The sequence below is a fragment of the Thiobacillus denitrificans DSM 12475 genome, assembly GCF_000376425.1.
Taxonomy (GTDB): Bacteria; Pseudomonadota; Gammaproteobacteria; order Burkholderiales; family Thiobacillaceae; genus Thiobacillus; species Thiobacillus denitrificans.
Window position 1 is genome coordinate 167,888 of record NZ_AQWL01000005.1, and the last position, 19,144, is coordinate 187,031.

Genomic DNA, 19,144 nt, shown 5'->3' on the forward strand with positions numbered 1-19,144 from the left:
GAAAGCCGGGGCGGGATCACATCAAACTCAAGCCAGCGGCAAACCCGCTGCTTGCCATTCGGGGATGCCGTCGGCGATCTTGCGTGCGCGGTAGCCGTGTTCCTTCAGCAACGCGACGGCTTCGGCGGACATCATGCAGAACGGCCCGCGGCAGTAGGCGACGATGTCGCGGTCGGCAGGCAGTTCAGCCAGCCGCTGTTTGAGTTCGGACAGCGGCAGTGAGCGCGCGAACGGCAGATGGCCACTGGCATATTCGGCGGACGGACGCACATCGATCACCACCACGTCGCCGCGCCGCGCTTTTTCCATCAGCGAGCGCCGCGTTTCGGCGTCGAGCTTTTCCGGCGCGGCAAAAATGCGCTCCATTTCCACCTTGAGTTCGACCAGGTGCTCTTCCGCGACGGTGCGCAGATTGACCCACAACGCGCTGACGTCCTCGCCCGACAGGCGATAGGCGATGAAGCGTCCATCGCGCCGCGCTTCGACCAGCCGCGTAGCCTTCAGCACCTTGAGATGCGCGCTGGCGAGCTTGATGCCTATTCCGGCTTCGGCAGCCAGGGCGTCCACGGTTTTTTCGCCCTGCGCCAGCAATTCCAGCAACTCCAGCCGCTTGGGGCTGGAAACCGCCTTGCCGATGCGGGCGACGGCTTCGTAGAGAAGGTCTTTGGTGTGGCGCTTGTCCATGAACCAATATTCTCGCGATTATTAGAATGATGCAAGGCATATTTCAACCACCCACCTTCCAGCCGCATGGGACAAAAACGTTATTGCTAACAGTTCTGATTATCATTAATATTGCTGCGTGCCAGGCGCTCGACTTGACCGACGACGGCAAAGTCCGGCCAAGCCCGGGCCGTGCGACGCCGGGAAACGAGGCTAAGTCACGTGATGGAGCGGTACCGCTAGCGTATTGCGGCAGGCATAACGGCAAGCCGACGCTGTCGGAACAACTCGAATTCCAAGCCAGCCAACGGACCTCTGCGTTCTTATAGCCAGCCAATCGTCATCGATCCCAAACAAGGAGAGGCCCGTGGTTCTTCGCAATTTCATCCCCCCCGTCGCCGTGGCGGCATTGTCGGCAAGCCTGGCCACAACAGCGTTCGCCGTCGAATACCCAATCGGCTCGCCACAGCAACGCAACGGCATGGAAATCGCCGCTGTCTACCTGCAGCCCGTCGAGATGGAGCCGGCCGGCATGATGCGCGCGGCCAAGGATTCCGACGTGCACATGGAAGCCGACATCCACGCGCTGGCCAACAATCCCAACGGCTTCGACGAAGGCGCCTGGATACCCTATCTGACGATCAAATACGAGGTCACCAAGCAGGGCGCCAGCGAAAAGATCGCCGGCGACTTCATGGCCATGGTGGCGAACGACGGCCCGCACTACGGCGACAACGTGACGCTCATGGGGCCCGGCAAGTACCACGTCAAGTACACCATCCATCCGCCTTCCGCCGCGACCCACTTCGGCCGCCATACCGACCGCCTCACCGGCGTGCGTCCCTGGTTCAAGCCTTTTGCCGTCGAATACGATTTCACCTACGTCGGCATCGGCAAGAAAGGCGGGTATTGAGCCATGGCCCGAATTCCCACGCGACCGCTGGCACTCGCCGCCGCCCTGCTGGTCGCGCTGCCAGCCCCCGCGGCGGCCTCCGAAACGGCACTGACGGACCTGATCCGGAAGCTCAGCGAACGCGTGGACCAGCTCGAAAAACGCAACACCGAACTGGAACGGCAAATCCGGAGCAACGGCGCGACAGCATCGTCGCCGGCCGAGCTCGAAAAGCGCGTCGCCTCCCTCGAGCAGGCGCAGACGGATGTGACGAAAGGCCTGGAGAGCGACAACGTCAGCCAGTACGAACCCGAGCTCACCTCGCGCCTGAAGGCGGTGGAAACCGACGTGCTGGACATGAAGAAATCGGCAAAGACAATCGACAGCCTGGAAGGGCTGAAAGCCGGGATCAGTCTGACCACGGTGGCGCAGATGCCCTCCGGGCTGCCCAAGCGCACCGCCGACGGCAACAGCCAGCTCAACTACCGTGCCGATGTCACGGCCGAGCTTCCGCTGGAGCCGATCGGCAACGTCGATCACAAGCTCTTCGCGCATTTCCGGATGGGCCAGGGCCTGGGGCTGAACAGTCCCTTCGCCAACCTGGGCGCGTTCGCCAGCGCCCCCAATGCCGTGGCCTTCCGAGCCAGTGGCGCAAGCCCCGACGACTCGGTGGCGATCCTGGGGCAGGCCTGGTACCAGGCTTCCATTCCCCTGCCCTTCGGCGGCTTCAAGCCCCGCTCGCGCGAAACCCTGGAGCTTACCTTCGGCAAGATGGACATCTTCGGCTTCTTCGACCAGAACGCCGCCGCGGGGGATGAGTCCGTCCAGTTCCTCAATTCCATCTTCACGCACAGCCCGCTTCTTGACGCCGGCGGCCAGATCGGGGTGGATGCCAACGGATTCCAGCCGGGCTTCGTGGCCTCCTATCTCAACGAAACCCGCAAACCGGAAACCTGGCGGCTTTCTCTCGGCGTGTTCGGCACCGGCGAGGGTGCCAATTACCAGCGTTTCTTCTCGGCCCCCCTGGTCATGGCCCAGGCCGAGACCTCGCTCAGGTTTTACGGCCTCGCCGGCAATTACCGGTTCTACGCGTGGAACCAGGGGCAAGGCACCCAGCTCGACGGTTCCAGCGCCAAGCAAGTGGGCTGGGGCATTTCCGCAGACCAGCGGGTAGGCGACGGCGTGACCCTGTTCGGCCGCTATGGCCAGATGGCCAAGGGCAAGGTGCCTTTCGATCGCGCGCTCACTCTTGGCGCCGAGTTCAATGGCGCCTACTGGAACCGGGGTGCGGACGCCATCGGCCTGGCGGGCGGCTGGCTGCAGGCGAGCGGCGATTACCGCGCGGCCGGCGGCTCGGGCGACCTGGACAGCGACGGCACGCCCGATTTCACTTTCATGCCCGACGGCGCGGAGAAAGTGGCGGAACTCTACTATCGCTATCGCATCAGCCCGCAATTCGAGTTGTCCCCCGACTTCCAGCATATCTGGAGAATGGGTGGCAACCCCGGCGCCAAAAATGTCAGCGTGCTCGGGCTGCGCGCGCAATTGCACTATTGAGGTTGCCATGAACACGAACAGGTTCATCCTCGACCAGCTCGCCGCTGTCTTCGCGGCGGCGGTATTTCTCCTGCCCACTGTCGCGCAGGGCGCCGACCTGCTCACCTACAGCGTGGTGGCGAGGGCCGGACGGTTCATCCCCGACACGCTGAACGTGCCGGCCGGCGTACGTTTCAAGATCGTGATACGCAACGAGGGGCGCGACGCCATCGAATTCGAAAGCCTGCAGCTCCGCAAAGAGAAGGTGCTCGCACCGGGTGCGGCGTCATTCATAGTGATCGCCCCGCTCAAGCCCGGCGAATACGAGTTCTTCGACGAATTTCACCCGAACACCGGACGCACCCGCATCGTCGTGAAATAAAAAAGGATGACACATGGGCAACGCGCTCTTCATTGTCTGGCGGGAAACCATCGAAGCGATGCTGGTGATCGGCATTCTGCACGGCTGGCTCAGTGCCCGCCCCGACGCCCGCGCCGGCTTCCCCTGGCTTTGGGGCGGGATCGCGGCAGGCCTCGGGCTGGCCGTGTTCCTCGCCGTGACGATCATGAATGTCCAGACATGGGTTTCGGCGAGTGCGCTGGAATGGTTCCAGGCCATCATGCCGCTGGCGGCCTGCGCGCTGATTTTTCAGATGGTCTGGTGGATGCGCCGCCACGGTGCCGGTCTTAAAAAGGAACTGGAAGCCGGCATGGCGAGCGCCGCCGATCGGGCAAACTGGCTGGCCATTGCAGTCCTGGCGGCAGTGGCGGTGGGACGGGAAGGCGCCGAGACGGTGGTGTTCCTCTACGGCTCGGTCAAGGGCAGCGCGAATGGCGATATCGCCCTCGGCAGCGCGGCCGGTTTCCTGCTCGCGCTGGCCGCCTACTGGCTGCTTTCCCGCGGCACCCGGTTTGTTTCATGGCGCGCCTTTTTCCGTGTCACGGAAGTGATGCTCCTGCTGCTGGGCGGGGCACTGCTGGTGGACGGTGCGGAAAAACTCGTCGGCCTGGAAGCGCTGCCGCCGCTGGCGGACCCGTTGTGGAACATGGGATTCCTGCTCGACGACAGCACGCGGACGGGCGGGCTCGTCGCCGCCTTCACCGGTTATCGGGCGGCGCCATCGGGCATGGCCTACACGCTGCTCGCGGTCTACTGGACGCTTGCCCTTGGCGTGCTGCTCAAACTGAAACCCATGAGGCGCAAGGGATGAATACCGCGACAGGGCAGATCACGGCGTCACCTCCCGACACCAGCCGGCTCGCCCGCCTGGGGCTCGCCATGCGACGCCATCGCAACGCCATCATCGCCGCACAATGGCTGGTCGTGGCGAGCTACCTCGTGCTGGTGGCGGTGCCGGCCTTTCTGCCCCTTCCGCCCGACCAGGCACACCTATGGAGCAACCTCACCCGTTTTGCCCAGTTCGCGTTCTGGGGCATCTGGTGGCCCTTCGTCATCCTTTCCATCATGGTACTGGGTCGGGTGTGGTGCGGCGTATTGTGCCCGGAAGGCGCGCTCACCGAATGGGTTTCGCGATTCGGCCTGGGGCGCGGCATTCCGCGCTGGATGACGTGGGGGGGATGGCCGTTCGTGGCCTTCGTCATGACCACCGTGTTCGGGCAGATGACCAGCGTGTACGACTACCCGAAACCTGCCTTGCTCATCCTCGGCGGATCGACCGTCGCGGCGATTGCCGTGGGGCTGGTCTGGGGACGCGAAAAACGGGTCTGGTGCAAGCATCTGTGCCCGGTCTCCGGCGTGTTCGGCCTCCTCGCCAAGGTCGCTCCCGTGCATTTCAGGGTCGACCGATCCGCCTGGGACGCGGCGCCCGCCGGACATCGCACCAGCCGGGAGCACGGCATCAACTGCGCCCCCCTGATCAACATCCGGCGCATGGAGAGCGCCTCGGCCTGCCACGCCTGCGGACGCTGCGCCGGAGAACGGAACGCCGTGCAGCTCGCCCTGCGTTCACCCGATGCCGAGATACTCCGCCCGTCTGGCGCGCCTGAAAACGCGGCCGAAGAAACGAACGCCTGGCCTGCCCGCCTGCTGGTCTTCGGCATGCTGGGCGTGGCGCTCGGGGCGTTCCAATGGAGCGCCTCGCCCTGGCTCGTGGCCGCGAAACAGGCTGCGGCAGGATGGCTGGTGGACCGCGATATCTGGTGGCCGCTCAACGAGACAGGTCACTGGTGGCTGTTTACGTATTATCCGGAGGTGAACGACGTCTTCACCTGGCTGGACGGCGGATTGCTGCTCGCCTACATCGCCGCCGAAACGCTCGTCGTCGGCGGGTGGATATGGGGCTGGCTGCGGCTGGCCGGCATGCTGACCGGGCTGCCCTGGCGGCGTCTGTCCCAGACCCTCATTCCTTTCGCCGGAATCAGCGTTTTCGTCGGCCTGAGCCTGCTTACGACTTCCCAGCTGGCGGGCGAAAGGCTCGTCCTGCCGTGGGCCAACGATGCACGCATCGCGCTGCTGGCGCTCGCCGCCCTCTGGAGCACGACGCTTGCATGGCGTCTGGCCGGGCGTAACCGCGCCGCGGCCGCATTGGGGATATTGGCGGCGACGGCCGTTCCGCTTGCCGCCTGGGGTACGCAGTTTTTCGTGTGGTAGCCAAGCCGTGGGCGGCCTGCACAATGGCCGCCAGACGCGTGAGGTCCGCCAGCCGTGAATCCGGCTAGCCGCGATAGGTACAGCCCGAATCATGGGCTTCCATGACCGTGACGGCACTCAGGCCGGACAGCGCCGGCTTGAGCTCGCGCCACAGCCACACCGCCAGATTTTCGCTGGTGGGATTGTCCAGCCCGTCGATGTCGTTGAGGCAACGATGATCCAGCGCAGCGTGGATGGGCTGCCAGGCCGCCTCGACATCGGCGAAATCGAGCACCCAGCCGAGCACGGGATCAAGGTCTCCGGTGACGACGAGTTCGACCTTGAACGAATGCCCGTGCAAGCGGGAACAGGGGTGGGACCCGGGCAGCGCGGGAAGACGGCGCGCGCATTGCAGATGAAAGATGCGGAAAATGTCCATGCGGCATTTTCGCCCATGTGACCCGTACTGGCTACGCTGTCCCTGCGGGCGGCTCCCCCGGCGGATCGCTTCGCACAGGGCCAGTTGCAGTCTGCCCGCGCTGCGCCTGGATGGGCGGACAGGGCACGCTGCCGTACGAGCAGAAGACGCAGCAGTCTCCCGGCTTCGGTTTCAATATCGTGTGACACGCCGCGCATTCATAGAACCACTGGCAGGCGTCGGTGGCCATGGTCTCGGTTTTGACATGGCCGCATGCGGGGCACGTCAGGCTGGATTCAAGAATCACGTCATGCATCGAGCGCCCCTTTCAGAGGACCATCGCTGTGCGGGCTGGCGTGGCGGGGATGCCCGCGTGCCTTTCTTTGCCAAAAAACCGGCTGGACGTAGGATAAAGTCCGTACCCATGTACGGAGTCAAGATGCAGCTCCTACCCATTTCAAAACTGGCGCTGGCGGCGGGCGTCAATGTCGAGACCATCCGTTTCTATCAGCGCCGCGGCCTCCTGGCCGAGCCGGATAAACCGCCGCGCGGCATCCGTCGCTACGACCGGGCGGACGTGGCGCGCGTGCTGTTCATCAAGGCGGCGCAGCGCATCGGATTCACGCTGGACGAGGTTGCGCAATTATTGCAACTGGACGACGGCACGCGGTGTTCGGAAGCCCGGACATCGCCGAGCGCAAGCTCGCCGATGTCCGCAGGCGGCTGGGCGACCTGCAGCGTATCGAGTCCGAACTGGCACAGCTCGTCGACCGCTGCGCCACGCGGCGGGGCAAGCTGAGCTGCCCCCTGATCGCCGCACTGCAACCACCGGCTGCGCCTGAGCAGGCGTAGCCGGCCGGGCACACTCAGACTGCCAGTTCTTTCACCAGCGCATTGCGGCGGCCGGTTTCGCTGCCGGTGAGCACGAAGCCCTGCAGGCGGCCGGTGGCGTCCGTGTGCAGTGCGCACACGCCCGTGTCGCTGCATTCGACCTTCCAACCGCCTGGCGCGTCGATCCTGGGGGGCAGCACGGCGACCGGATGCACCGGGGTTTTCACCATCACCGGCATCGCCGGGTACACCACCGGGGTCGGGGTACCCGTCAGCGTGGCGGCGAGCGCACGCGCCTGCATCATCAGCGGCTGCACATAGGGCAGATTGAGCCCTTCGATGTCGGCGCAGTCGCCCATTGCGTACACGTTGGCCGCACCGGTTTGCAACAGGCGATCGGTCTGGATGCCGCGCCCCACCGGAATGCCTGCCGCCTGCGCCAGCCGGATGCGCGGCCGCAGGCCGATCGCCGACAGCACGACATCGGCTTCGATGACTTCACCGTTGTCGAGCACGACCCGATAGCCGTCCGCGACCGCATCGACGCTTTTCCCGGTGCGCCCGAAATGCCAGCGCACCCCCAGCACGGTCAGGCTGTCGGCCAGCCGTTGGCCGGCTTCAACCGGCAGCAGGCGCTCCAGCGGCCAGCCGCCCAGATGCACCACGTCGACCGCAAAGCCGGCATGGGCCAGATCGTTGGCGAACTCGCAGCCGATCAGGCCGCCGCCCAAAACGGTGATGCGCTTCTTGCCATCGATGGCGCCGCGAAAAGCCGCATAATCGGCGAGGTCGTTCACCGTCAGCACGTCCGCCGCGCCGCTGCCGGCAAGCCCGTGCGGAATCGGGTCGGCACCGAGGGCAAGAACCAGCTGGCGATATTCCAGTTCGCCGCCGTCACTGTGGATGCGCTGCCTTTGCGTGTCGATTGCCGTGATGCGGGTGTACGGCAGCACCGTCGCGTTCTGCCCGGCCGCCATTTCCTGCGCGCTGGCGCCGGCCAGCGCCGCCGCCGTCCTGCCCGCGGCGAGCGCATTCGACAGGTTGGGCTTGGCATAGAAGGTGCCGTCGTCCGCCGTGACGAGGGTGACCGGCACGGTCGCATCGCGTTTGCGGATTTCCTTCAGCAGGGTGTAGCCGGCCAGGCCGGAACCGGCGATAACAATAGGGGGCATGGGATTCTCCTGGGATAACGGGGCCGCATCCAGTGCGGCCCCTGAGAGGGTGGCGATGCTCAGGCGACGGCGACTTCGATCATCTCGAAATCGGCCTTGGCGACCCCGCAGTCCGGACATTCCCAGTCCTCGGGTACATCCTCCCAGCGCGTGCCGGGAGCGATGCCGTGCTCCGGATCGCCATTGGATTCCTCGTAAACATAACCGCAAACAATGCATTGCCAGGTTTTCATGATGTGTCCTTTCAATTTATAAATAGTCTTCAGTCATCCACTCAGGCCGTGATCGCGTCCTTTTGCGCCTGGTAGTGCTTCGCGTGCTTCTCTTCCACCCTGGCCAGCGCGGCGAAACGCTTGGCGGCCTTGTCCAGTACGCGCTTGAACATCTCGGCATGCTCTTTCGACTCGACGATCTGCTCGTCCATCTCGGCCACCGCAGCGGTATTGCCCTCGACCATCGCCTCGTGGCGGAACTTCGGGTACATCTCGGCGTATTCGTAGGTCTCGCCCTCGATCGCGTACTGCAGGCACTTGGCCGGGGTCATCGTCTCGTCGGCGAACAGCAGCTCGGCGTGGCCGAAAGCGTGCAGCATTTCCTGCGCGGCGGTGTCCTCGAACACTCTGGCGGTCGCTTCGTCGCCGGCCTTGCGGCACTGGCGCGCGAACCACAGGTACTTGATGTGGGCCATCGACTCGCCGGCGAAGGCGGCTTCGAGGTTCTGGATGGTCGGGGACTTCGTGTTCTGCATGATGCGCTCCTGTTTGGTTGATTTGCGTTGTCAATCAAGACAGGAACGATGTTAGGGGTTATCGATAAATCGATCCAACGGATAATCTGGATAACAACGATTGAAAACATCAATCGTTGTTATCTTTCCATGCATCGGCTGTGCCACACTTGTCGCTCCGCCATTCAGCGTAACCCGCCATGCATCATCCGCCGCTCCCGATCCAATCCACTGCCGCACCTGCGCGTCAGGCGGTCGGCCGCTGATGGACTGGACGCTGTTCGGTTCGGCGCTGCTGTCGTCCACCCTGTTCCCCGGGGGTTCCGAAGCGCTGCTGCTGTATCGCCTGCACCAGGGAGCCGACCCGCTTGCCAGCGTGGCGGCCGCCACTGCCGGCAATGTGCTCGGCAGCCTCGTTACCTACGGCATGGGACGTTTTGGCCGGCGCATCGTGCCGCACGGCAGCGAAAAAACCGTACGCCGCATGGCCCGGGCCGAACGCTGGTTCCTTCGCTACGGCCGGCCCAGCCTGCTGCTGGCGTGGCTGCCTCTGATCGGCGACCCGCTGTGCCTGGTCGCCGGGATATTGCGTGTCGGGGTGGGCAGTTTTCTGTTGCTGATGGCGCTGGGCAAGCTGACGCGCTATGCCGCGCTGGCCTGGTTGATGTGATCAGGCGAAGCGGGCGCGCCAGCGGGTCAAGGCCGCCTGCAGCCGCGCCATGCTGACGTAGAAGGTGGGGGTGATGTAGAGCGTGAGGAACTGCGAGAACACCAGTCCGCCGACCACCGCGATGCCGAGCGGGCGGCGCGCCTCGCCGCCGGCGCCGAAACCGATCGCGATCGGCAGCGTGGCGAAGATGGCGGCGAAGGTGGTCATCATGATCGGCCGCAAACGTACCAGGCAGGCCTCGACGATGGCATCTTCCGCACTCATGCCGGCACGCTGACGCATCAGCGCGAAGTCGATCATCATGATGCCGTTCTTCTTCACCAGGCCGACCAGCAGGATGATGCCGACGAAGCTGAAGATGTTGAGTTCCTCGTCCATCAGCAGCAGCACCAGGAGCGCACCGAAACCGGCGAGCGGCAGCGCGGTGAGGATGGTAAGCGGATGCCCGAGGTGTTCATACAGTACCGCCAGCACCATGTAGATGACGACGACGGTGAACAGCAGCAGCAGCGGCAGCTGCACCGTCGATTCCTGGAATTTCTGCGCGGCACCGGTGAATTCCAGCGCCACCTCGGCCGGCACGGCGTCCCTTGCCGCCTCGTATGCGGCCGCCAGCGCAGCGTCCAGCGAGACGCCCGGCGCGAGGTTGAACGACAGCGTGACCGCGGGCTGCTGGCCGTAGTGATGTACTGCGATCGGCCCGACCCCGGCTTCCACCCGCGCCACCGCATCGAGCCGGGTGAGCGTGCCTGCCGCGGTTTTCAGCGGCAGCTGGCCGATGATCGCCGGATTCAGCTGGGCTTCCGGCAGCGCCTTGACGCTCACCACGTACTGGTCGCTGGTGCCGTAGATTTCGCTGATGCGACGCCCCCCCAGTGCGTCGTACAGGGTTTGCTGGACCTGTTGCGTGGTCACGCCGAGGCGCGCGGCCTCGATCTGATCGAGGCTGACGCGCAGCTCCGGGTTGCGCAGCTCCAGATCGCTGTTGACATCCTCGATCTGCGGCAGCGCATCCAGCCGCTTTTCGACCGCGGCGGAGGCGGTTTTCAGCGCCTCGAAATCGCCCGAGGTCAGGGTCAGCTGATAATCGCTGCTCGACGCCAGCGCGCCGACGTTGATCGAGGCCGGGTTTTGCAGCGTGACGTTGACGCCGCTCACCTTGCGGGTCTGCGCGCGCAGTTCCTCGATCACCTGATCCGCGCCGGCACGGCCGCCGCGCGGCGTCAGCCGGATCACCAGCCGTCCGACGTTGCCGCCGGTCACGCCGCCGCCGGCCTGCCCGGCCGAGGACATCATGCCTTCGACCGCCGGGTGCTGCTGCACGATGGCGGCGATGGCCTGCTGGCGTGCGCTCAGCTCCTCGAACGGGATGCCCTCGGGGTACTGGATGCTGGCGAAAATCATTCCCGAGTCGACCCGTGGAATGAAACCCTGCTTGACCTGCCCGGCCAGCCACAGCATCGCGCCCAGCACCGCCAGCGACAACAGCAGCATCGCGCCGCGATGGCGCATGCTGGCGCGCAGGGTGGCGCCGTAAAAATCGCGGAAGCGGTTGAAGCCGGCATCGAACATGCGCGACAACGGATTGCTGAGCGGCGCGTGCACCAGCCCGCGCGCGCACAGCATCGGTGTGAGCGTCAGCGCCACCACGCCGGACAGCAGCACGGCGACGCCGATGCTGACCGCGAATTCCTGGAACAGCCGGCCGATCATGCCGCCCATGAACAGGATCGGCAGGAACACCGCGGCGAGCGAGATCGTCATCGACAGCACGGTGAAGCCGATCTCCTGCGCGCCGTCGAGCGCGGCCTGCATGCGCGATTTCCCCATCTCCAGATGGCGCGCGATATTCTCGATCACCACCACCGCGTCGTCGACCACGAAACCGATCGCCAGCGTGATCGCCATCAGGGAGAGGTTGTTGAGGCTGTAGCCAAGCAGATGCATGAAAGCGAAGGTACCGAGCAGCGAACTCGGCAGCACCAGCGCGGCGATCAGGGTGGCGCGCAGATTGTGCAGGAAGGCGAAGATGACCAGGATCACCAGCACCAGCGCGAGAATCAGGGTGAAGTTGACCTCGTGCAGCGAGTCGTTGACGAAGCGCGAGCGGTCGAAATGCACCTGCAGGCGCACGCCGTCGGGCAACTCGGCCTCGATCTGCGGCAGCATCGCGCGGATGCGGTCGGCGACCTCGACCGTGTTCGCCCCCGGCTGGCGCTGTACCGCCAGCACGATGGCGCGGGTGCCGTTGTACCAGGTGCGCGCCTTGTCGTTTTCCACGCTGTCGACCGCGCGCCCAAGGTCTTTCACCCGCAGCGCGGTGCCGTCGTGATAGGCCACCACGATGTCCCCGAAGTCCGCCGCATTGGCAAGCGCCACCGGTGCCTTCACCGTGTAGGCGCGGGTGGCGCCATCGAGGGTGCCGGACGGCAGGTTGGCATTGGCGCCCTGCACGGCGGCGATAACATCGGCAAATGTCAGACCGCGCTGCAGCAGCTTGGCGGGATCGAGATACAGCCATAGCGCGTATTTCTGCGAACCGAATACCAGCACCTGCGCCACGCCGCTCAGACTGGACAAGCGCTGCGCCACCCGCGAATCGGCGATGGCATCGAGCTCGGTCAGCGGCAGCCGTTCGGCCGACAGCGCCAGATACAGAATCGGCGAATCGGCCGGGTTGATCTTGCGCAGCTGCGGCGGATCCATGCCCTGCGGCAGATTGCGTGCCGCCTGCGCGATCGCGGTCTGCACGTCCTGCGCGGCGGCGTCGATGTCGCGATTGAGTTCGAACTGCAGGGTGATTCTGGTCGACCCCTGGCTCGACTGCGAGCTCATCGATTCGATTCCCGCCACCGTTGCCAGTTGCCGCTCCAGCGGCATCGCGACGGTGTTGGCCATGGTCTCCGGATTGGCACCCGGCAGCGACGCCGTGATGCGCAACGTCGGAAAGTCGACCTGCGGCAGGTCGTTCACCGGCAGCATCCTGTAGGCAAGCGCGCCGAACAGCGCCAGCGCCAGCACCAGCATCAGGGTGGCGACCGGACGTTCGATGAACAGCCGCGACAGGTTCATCCGCCGGCGCCTTCGAGCCTGACCATGCCGCCCGCCTTGAGCCGCTGCGGAATCTCGGTCAGCACCGGCTCGCCGGCGGCGAGTTCGCCCGCCACCACATGTTCGCCATCCAGGCTGCGGATCAGCTTCACCGGCTGCACCACCGCCTTGCCGCCGCGCACCACATAGACATAGCTGCCTTCCTGCGCATGCTGCAGCGCCGCCTCCGGCACCACCTTGGCGTTCGGCTCAACACCCAGCAGCAGGCGCACCCGCACTCCCTGCCCCGACAGCAGCGCGGGCGGCGTCGTGGCCAGCCGCACCTTGACTGGCACTGCACCGGTGGCGGCGTCGACCTGTGCATCGACGAAGACGAGCTCGCCCTGCGCCTGCACCGACGCGTCCGCGGCGAGCGCGATCCTGGCCATCACCTTGCCCTGCGCGCGCGCCGCCGCCAGTTCGGGCCAGTCCTGCTGCGCGACGCTGGCACGCACGTCGAGCATTCCCGGGGCCAGAAGTGTGGTGAGCGGCTCGCCCCCCGCCTGCACCAGGCTGCCCGGCCGCACCATGATGCGGCCGACACGCCCGGCAATCGGCGCGCGGATCTGCGCATATGCGACGTCCAGCCGCGCCGATTCCAGTTCGGCGCGGGCGCTGCCGGCGCGGGCGCGGGCGGCGTCCAGCGCCAGCTGCGCATCGTCGAACTCCTGGCGGCTGATGTAGCCCGACTGCAGCAAGGGGCTCAAGCGCTCGCGCTTTTTTTCCGCCTCGGCGGTTTCGGCGCGCGCCCCCGTCAGCGTCGCCTGGCTCTGCGCAATGCGCGCCTGCGCCGGCCGCGCATCCAGGCTGAACAGAACCTGTCCGGCACGCACGCTGTCGCCTTCCTGTACATGCTGCCGCAGCACACTGCCGCTGGCCTGGGCAACGATGGCCACCTGATGGGCAGCTTCCAGCGTGCCGGGCAGGTCGATCACGCGGGGGAAATCGCGCACCGCCACCGGCACGGTTTTCACGCTGAGCGCGCGATCCCCGCCGGCCTGGCGGTCGCTGCCCGCCTGGTTCTGGATGCGGTACGCCACGCCCGCAATCAGCGCCAGCACGACAAGGATGACAAGAATACGGAGCTTCATGGCGGGTTCGCAGTAGAGGCGCCGGGCAGGCGGCCCAGGGCATGGTTCAAACGGGAAAAGGCCGCCAGCCAGTCGGCGTCGGCCTGGGCGGCACCTTGCCGGGCGCGCGCCAGGTCGGCCTGCGCGGTCAGCAGTTCGAGCAGGCTGCCGACCCCGGCGCTGTAGCGCGCCTCGGCGGCACGCGCCGATTCGCTGGCGCTGTCGAACTGCACCGCCACGCCGTCGCGCCGGCCCTGCGCGTGACGCACATCGTGGTACGCCTCGGTCACGCTCAGCGCCACCTGATTGCGCTGGCCGTCGGCCTCGGCCTGCAGCCGCTCGGCATCGCGCTCGGCGGCACGCGCCTGCGCCGCCAGCCGTCCGCCGTCGAACAGGGGCACGGACAGATTCAGGCCGACGCTATAGGTGGTCGACGGCGTCCGCTCGTCTTCGAGGAAAAAGGTGCGCCCGCTGCTGGCGGCCAGCGACAGGCTCGGCCAGCGCGCCGCGCGCGCACGTTCGGCCTCGGCACGCGCACTGGCCGCGGCGGCCTGCAGAGCTTGCAGATCGGGGCGATTGCGCTGCGCCTCGTGCAGCAGATCGGCCAGCAGGATGCCGGCGGCCAGCGTATCGGGCAGCGCGGTTTCCCAGTCCAGTTCCAGCGTTTGCGTCTGCGCAATGCCGGCGGCCTGCTTCAATACGGCCATGGCCTTGGCGTGATCGCGCTCGGCCGTCTGGCGCGCGAGTTGCGCCTCGCTCAGGGCGGCACGCGCACGCAACTGGTCGGCACGTGCCGCCAGGCCGCCGCGCAATCTGATCTCGACCGCATCGAGACTGGCGCGCAGGGCGGCCTCCTGCTGTGCCTGTGCGGCCTCCTGCGCGCGCGCGGCAAGCACCGCAAAATAGGCGGCCTCGACCTCGGCGACGGTGTCCTGCAAGGTGCGGTTGCTGTTCAGCAGGCTGGCGATGAGCTGGTAACGCTGGGCGTCGATGCCGGCGGCGCGCGCGCCAAAGTCATACAGCACGTAAGCCAGACTGAGGCTGGGGCCGTAGCGATGGAGCGTGGGCACCGACGCCCCCGAACTGGACAGCGCGCGGCTCTGGGTGAAATTGAATTGGCCGGTGAGCGCAGGCCAGTTGGCGGCCGCGGCGGCATCCAGCCGCGCCGCTTCGGCCTGGATGCCGAACCAGGCGGCGCGCGACTCCGTGCGCTCACGCAGCGCATACTCGGTCAGCGCGGCCAGGCTGGCAAAGCGCACGGTATCGGTTTGCGCGGCCGGAACCGGAGCGGGCAGCGCGCCGGGCTGCCGCCAGAAGGCGCCGGCGCGCGCGGGCAAATCGAGTTCGGCGGCATGGCCCCACGACGGCAGCAGCGCAAGCGACGCGCACAGCAAGAGGCAATACGCAACGGGTTTCAAGGTGGCACGATTCTAAACGAGTCTCGACCCGGACTGCGAAAGGGTGACACAAGTTCCGCGCCGCGCGGGCCGGAGAAACAGGCATGACACACCGGTTCAACAGGATGCCCGGAGGCTGCATCGAGCGGGCGCAGGTTTCAGGCGACGGATCGAGCGCTCCAGGCACCAGCGTGCCGCATCAGACCAGTGCCGGTACACCTTTATTCGACGATCAAGGGAAGCGCAACTCGCCGTGGCCCCGACAAAGGCCACGCAAGGTCTGAATGAGCCGTCCGGTGGCTGCTGGAGCAGCCCCGCAGGCGCAAGCCCGGGGGCTTTTTATCGCGCCACCGCCCTCTGGCACGCCTGCCGCAAGCTTCGGGCCGCCGCCACCATCTGCGAAAGCGCCGCCTCGGTTTCGGCCCAGCCGCGCGTTTTCAGGCCGCAGTCGGGGTTGACCCAGAGCTTCTCGGGCGCGATCACCTGCGCGGCCTTCTCCAGCAGTCGGACCATTTCCTCAGCATCGGGAATGCGCGGGCTGTGAATGTCGTAGACGCCGGGGCCGATTTCGTTGGGATAGTCGAAATCGCCGAAGCCGCGCAACAGTTCCATGTCCGAACGGCTGGTTTCGATGGTGATGACGTCCGCATCCATCGCCGCAATCGCCGGCAGGATGTCATTGAACTCCGAATAGCACATGTGGGTGTGGATCTGGGTGGCGTCGTTCACCCCGGATGCGCTGATGCGGAATGCGCGACTCGCCCACTCGAGATAGGGCGGCCAGTCGGCGCGCCGAAGCGGCAGGCCTTCGCGGTAGGCGGGCTCGTCGATCTGGATGATGCCGATGCCGGCCGCCTCGAGATCGACCGCCTCGTCGCGGATCGCCAGCGCAATCTGCAGAGCGGTGGCCGCGCGCGGCTGGTCGTCGCGCACGAACGACCATTGCAGCATCGTCACCGGGCCGGTCAGCATGCCCTTCATCGGTTTCCCGGTAAGCGACTGGGCATAGCGCGCCCAGTCCACCGTCATCGGCTGCGGACGCGACACGTCGCCGTAGACGATCGGCGGTTTCACGCAGCGGCTGCCGTAGGACTGCACCCAGCCGTTCTGCGAAAATGCAAAGCCGGTCAGCTGTTCGCCGAAATATTCGACCATGTCGTTGCGCTCGGCTTCGCCGTGCACCAGGACGTCGAGCCCCAGGGCCTCCTGCTTTTCGACGGCGTGGCGGATCTCGCGCTGCATCGCGGCCGCGTAGCCGGCGGCGCCAATTTCGCCCTTCTTGAAGCGCGCGCGGGCGCTGCGGATCGCCGCCGTCTGCGGGAACGAGCCGATGGTCGTGGTGGGAAAGAGTGGCAGCCTGAAACGCTCGCGCTGCAGCGCCTGGCGCGCCGTGAACGGCTTGTTGCGCGCGTCGTGCAGGGACGTCAGCGCCGCCAGCCGCGCCGCCACCGCTTCATCGTGCACCCGCTGCGAGGCATGGCGCGAAGCCAGCGCCCGGGCATTGTCGGACAGCGCCGCGGCCACCGCCGGACGGCCCTCGTTGAATCCGGTTTTAAGCGTGGCCAGCGCGGCGATTTTTTCATCGGCGAATGCCAGCCAGCTCTTCAGTTCCGCATCCAGCCCGGCTTCCCCTGCCAGGCTCGCCGGCACGTGCAGCAGCGAGCATGAGGGGGCAAGCCAGAGCCGGTCGGCGAGCCGCAGATGCAGGCCTTCAAGGCGCTCGAACACGGCATTCAGATCGCTCTTCCAGATATTGCGGCCGTCGATCACGCCCGCCGACAGCACCTTGGTGGCGGGCAGCCAGTCGATCACCTGGGCCAGTTCGTCGCCGCCGCGCACGCAATCAACGTGCACCCCCGCCACCGGCAGTTTCAGCGCCGTCAGCAGGTTCTCGCGCAGCGGCCCGAAATAGCTGGCGAGCAGTAGCTTCACGCCCGCCGCGTTCAGATGGTGGTAAGCGCGCTCGAACGCGGCGCGCCAGCCGGACGGCAAATCCAGGCTCAGAATCGGCTCGTCGATCTGCACCCATTCCACCCCTTGTGTCTTCAACCGCGCCAGAATCTGCGCATAGACTGGCAACAACCGGTCGAGCAGGTCGAGGCGATCGAAGCCGGCGGCCTTTTCCTTGGCCAGCCACAGGAAACTGAGCGGCCCGATCAGCACGGGCTTGACGTTGAACCCGGCGGTCTGCGCTTCCGCCACTTCGTCGAACAGCCACTGGGCGCCCAGCGAGAATCGGGAGTCCGGTTTGAGCTCGGGCACCAGGTAGTGGTAGTTGGTGTCGAACCACTTGGTCATCTCCATCGCATGGCAGGCGGCATTGCCGCGCGCCAGCTGGAAATATTGCGCCAGTTCGAGCGTCTCGCCGAAACCGAAGCGCGCCGGCGCGCAGCCCAGCAGGGCGACGTGGTTCAGCATCTGGTCGTAAAACGCAAAATCCCCCACCGTGACGAAATCCAGCCCAGCCGCATGCTGCCGCTGCCAGTTGGCCTGGCGGATCCCGCTGCCCACCGCTTTGAGCGCAGCTGCGTCGATTTCACCGCGCCAGAAGGCTTCCTGTGAAAATTTCAGTTCCCGGTTTGCACCGATGCGCGGAACCCCCAGTACGTGTGCCAGTGCCATGTGTGTTCTCCCAATGAATGCTGGACGCCATGATGCCGGCGCGGATAACATGAGACAAACGAATGTTTTTCATTGTATTCATGAACAAATATCATATTGAACTGCGCCACCTGCGGCTGCTGCAGGCAGTGGCGGAAGCCGGCGGGCTGACTGCCGCCGCCGAGCGCCTCTATCTCACGCAATCGGCGGTGTCGCACCAGCTGAAAGCGCTGGAAGATGCGCTGGGACTGCCGCTGGTCGAACGTGCCATGCGACCGCTGCAGCTCACCGCCGCCGGGCGGCGTCTGCTGGCACTGGCGCATGCCGTGCTGCCGCAGACGGACGCAGCGCTGCGCGACCTCGCCAAGCTGAAAGACGGCGACGCCGGCGAACTGCGCATCGCGGTGGAATGCCATACCTGCTACGACTGGCTGATGCCGGCGATGGACCGTTACCGCGACGTCTGGCCGGGGGTGGAACTCGACCTCCTGGGCGGCTTTCAGGCCGACCCGGTGGGGCTGCTGCTGGACGGCCGTGCCGACCTCGTCATCACCTCCGAAGCCACGCCGCGCCCGGGTATTTTCCATGCGCCGCTGTTCGGCTTCGAGATGCTGGCGCTGCTGCCGCCGGCCCATCCGCTGGCCACCAGGAAATGGCTGCTCCCGGGCGACTTCGCCGGCCACACCCTGATCACCTATCCGGTGCCGGAAGACCGGCTCGACCTGATCCGCCGCGTGCTCGCCCCCGCCGGGATCAAGCCACCACGGCGCGAGGCGCAGCTGACGGTGGCGATATTGCAACTGGTCGCCAGCCGCCGCGGACTGGCCGCGCTGCCCGCCTGGGCGGTCGCGCCCTATCTCGAGCGCGGCTACGTCGCCGCGCGCCGCATCGGCAAACACGGCTTGTGGGCCGAGCTTTACGCCGCGGTGCGCGCAGCCGACGCTGCACGCGCCTATGTCGCCGATTTCATCGAAACCGTGAAGCACGACAGTTTTGCCCGCCTGCCAGGCATCCGCCCGGCTATCATCGCACCATGAAGCCACGTCTCGTCTTCCGCCTCATCCTCGGCGACGACATCGCACTCGGTCCCGGCAAGGTGCAGCTGCTCGAAACCATCCAGGACACCGGCTCCATCGCCGCCGCCGGGCGCGCCATGGGCATGAGCTACAAACGCGCCTGGCATCTGGTCGACACCATGAACCGCTGCTTCGCTAGCCCGCTGGTCGAAACCAGCAAGGGTGGCGCGCACGGCGGCGGCGCACATCTGACCCCGCTGGCCGGCGAGGTGATCGCCCTGTACCGCCAGCTCGAAGCCCGCGCCCGCACGGCCACCCAGACGGACATGACCGCCCTCACCCGGCATCTTCGGCCGGATGCCTGAGCCCTCCGCTGTGTCGCAGGCCGACGCGCAGCAGGCTCAGCTGCAGCAGGGCCCCTGGCGGCGATATGGACGGCACGCGAACGCCGAGCACCGCCACCCCGGGCAT

19 protein-coding genes are annotated in these 19,144 nt (G+C 66.2%); 9 read left to right on the plus strand and 10 right to left on the minus strand.

Going from position 1 to position 19,144, the window contains the following annotated elements:
- Positions 1-27: 27 nt before the first annotated feature.
- Positions 28-684 (minus strand): ArsR/SmtB family transcription factor, encoded by a 657-nt coding sequence (locus tag B059_RS0109690; RefSeq protein ID WP_018078053.1) that lies wholly within the window; start codon positions 682-684, stop codon positions 28-30.
- Positions 685-1,030: 346 nt separating this feature from the next.
- Between B059_RS0109690 and B059_RS0109695 the strand changes: the two genes are divergently transcribed.
- Genes B059_RS0109695 through B059_RS0109715 form a run of 5 tightly spaced genes read left to right on the plus strand, consistent with a single transcriptional unit; the run spans position 1,031 to position 5,702 of the window.
- Positions 1,031-1,576 (plus strand): iron transporter, encoded by a 546-nt coding sequence (locus B059_RS0109695; RefSeq protein ID WP_018078054.1) that lies wholly within the window; start codon positions 1,031-1,033, stop codon positions 1,574-1,576.
- A gap of 3 nt (positions 1,577-1,579) precedes the next feature.
- The gene (locus B059_RS0109700; RefSeq protein WP_018078055.1) at positions 1,580-3,112 is read left to right on the plus strand and encodes a carbohydrate porin; all 1,533 of its coding nucleotides are present in this window, start codon (positions 1,580-1,582) and stop codon (positions 3,110-3,112) included.
- A gap of 7 nt (positions 3,113-3,119) precedes the next feature.
- Positions 3,120-3,473: a cupredoxin domain-containing protein gene (locus B059_RS0109705; protein ID WP_018078056.1), complete on the plus strand. Its 354-nt coding sequence runs from the start codon at positions 3,120-3,122 to the stop codon at positions 3,471-3,473.
- A 13-nt stretch (positions 3,474-3,486) separates the two neighbouring features.
- Positions 3,487-4,302: an FTR1 family iron permease gene (locus B059_RS0109710; RefSeq protein ID WP_018078057.1), complete on the plus strand. Its 816-nt coding sequence runs from the start codon at positions 3,487-3,489 to the stop codon at positions 4,300-4,302.
- The gene (locus B059_RS0109715) at positions 4,299-5,702 is read left to right on the plus strand and encodes a 4Fe-4S binding protein (RefSeq protein WP_018078058.1); all 1,404 of its coding nucleotides are present in this window, start codon (positions 4,299-4,301) and stop codon (positions 5,700-5,702) included. Before B059_RS0109710 ends, B059_RS0109715 begins: the two co-directional genes overlap by 4 nt.
- Positions 5,703-5,766: 64 nt before the next feature.
- Here the strand turns inward: B059_RS0109715 and queD are convergent, their stop codons facing one another.
- Positions 5,767-6,120, minus strand: coding sequence for a 6-carboxytetrahydropterin synthase QueD (gene queD / locus B059_RS0109720; RefSeq protein WP_018078059.1), 354 nt, complete (start codon positions 6,118-6,120; stop codon positions 5,767-5,769).
- A gap of 31 nt (positions 6,121-6,151) precedes the next feature.
- Positions 6,152-6,415 carry a GDCCVxC domain-containing (seleno)protein gene (locus tag B059_RS21440; RefSeq protein WP_081601605.1) on the minus strand — a complete coding sequence of 88 codons (264 nt, stop codon included), beginning with the start codon at positions 6,413-6,415 and terminating at the stop codon, positions 6,152-6,154.
- Positions 6,416-6,538: 123 nt separating this feature from the next.
- On the opposite strand from B059_RS21440, the gene B059_RS18915 reads away from it, so the two are divergent.
- Complete coding sequence (locus B059_RS18915) at positions 6,539-6,898, plus strand: MerR family transcriptional regulator (protein ID WP_462724073.1); 360 nt, start codon at positions 6,539-6,541, stop codon at positions 6,896-6,898.
- A gap of 67 nt (positions 6,899-6,965) precedes the next feature.
- Here the strand turns inward: B059_RS18915 and B059_RS0109730 are convergent, their stop codons facing one another.
- Genes B059_RS0109730 through B059_RS0109740 form a run of 3 tightly spaced genes read right to left on the minus strand, consistent with a single transcriptional unit; the run spans position 6,966 to position 8,850 of the window.
- Entirely contained in the window at positions 6,966-8,102 is a 1,137-nt protein-coding gene (locus B059_RS0109730) for an FAD-dependent oxidoreductase (RefSeq protein ID WP_018078060.1), read from the minus strand.
- A 59-nt stretch (positions 8,103-8,161) separates the two neighbouring features.
- Positions 8,162-8,335: a rubredoxin gene (locus tag B059_RS0109735; RefSeq protein WP_018078061.1), complete on the minus strand. Its 174-nt coding sequence runs from the start codon at positions 8,333-8,335 to the stop codon at positions 8,162-8,164.
- A 41-nt stretch (positions 8,336-8,376) separates the two neighbouring features.
- Entirely contained in the window at positions 8,377-8,850 is a 474-nt protein-coding gene (locus B059_RS0109740; protein WP_018078062.1) for a rubrerythrin family protein, read from the minus strand.
- A gap of 244 nt (positions 8,851-9,094) precedes the next feature.
- Between B059_RS0109740 and B059_RS0109745 the strand changes: the two genes are divergently transcribed.
- Positions 9,095-9,499: a YqaA family protein gene (locus tag B059_RS0109745; protein ID WP_018078063.1), complete on the plus strand. Its 405-nt coding sequence runs from the start codon at positions 9,095-9,097 to the stop codon at positions 9,497-9,499.
- Here B059_RS0109745 and B059_RS0109750 read toward each other — a convergent pair whose 3' ends face one another.
- The 4 genes from B059_RS0109750 to metE all read right to left on the minus strand — a co-directional run bounded on the left by B059_RS0109750 (position 9,500) and on the right by metE (position 17,678).
- Entirely contained in the window at positions 9,500-12,571 is a 3,072-nt protein-coding gene (locus B059_RS0109750) for an efflux RND transporter permease subunit (RefSeq protein WP_018078064.1), read from the minus strand.
- A complete protein-coding gene (locus B059_RS0109755) occupies positions 12,568-13,680 on the minus strand; it encodes an efflux RND transporter periplasmic adaptor subunit (protein ID WP_018078065.1) in 1,113 nt (370 codons plus the stop codon). The genes B059_RS0109750 and B059_RS0109755 overlap by 4 nt, the downstream gene beginning before the upstream one ends.
- Positions 13,677-15,077, minus strand: a complete 1,401-nt coding sequence (locus B059_RS0109760; RefSeq protein ID WP_245538771.1) for a TolC family protein — start codon at positions 15,075-15,077, stop codon at positions 13,677-13,679. Before B059_RS0109760 ends, B059_RS0109755 begins: the two co-directional genes overlap by 4 nt.
- 318 nt (positions 15,078-15,395) lie before the next feature.
- Positions 15,396-17,678 carry a 5-methyltetrahydropteroyltriglutamate--homocysteine S-methyltransferase gene (gene metE, locus B059_RS0109765; protein ID WP_018078067.1) on the minus strand — a complete coding sequence of 761 codons (2,283 nt, stop codon included), beginning with the start codon at positions 17,676-17,678 and terminating at the stop codon, positions 15,396-15,398.
- 80 nt (positions 17,679-17,758) lie between these two features.
- On the opposite strand from metE, the gene B059_RS0109770 reads away from it, so the two are divergent.
- Both B059_RS0109770 and B059_RS0109775 read left to right on the plus strand, forming a co-directional pair.
- Positions 17,759-18,694, plus strand: a complete 936-nt coding sequence (locus B059_RS0109770) for a LysR family transcriptional regulator (protein ID WP_026177424.1) — start codon at positions 17,759-17,761, stop codon at positions 18,692-18,694.
- Entirely contained in the window at positions 18,691-19,038 is a 348-nt protein-coding gene (locus B059_RS0109775) for a winged helix-turn-helix domain-containing protein (RefSeq protein WP_018078069.1), read from the plus strand. The genes B059_RS0109770 and B059_RS0109775 overlap by 4 nt, the downstream gene beginning before the upstream one ends.
- Positions 19,039-19,144 lie beyond the last annotated feature (106 nt).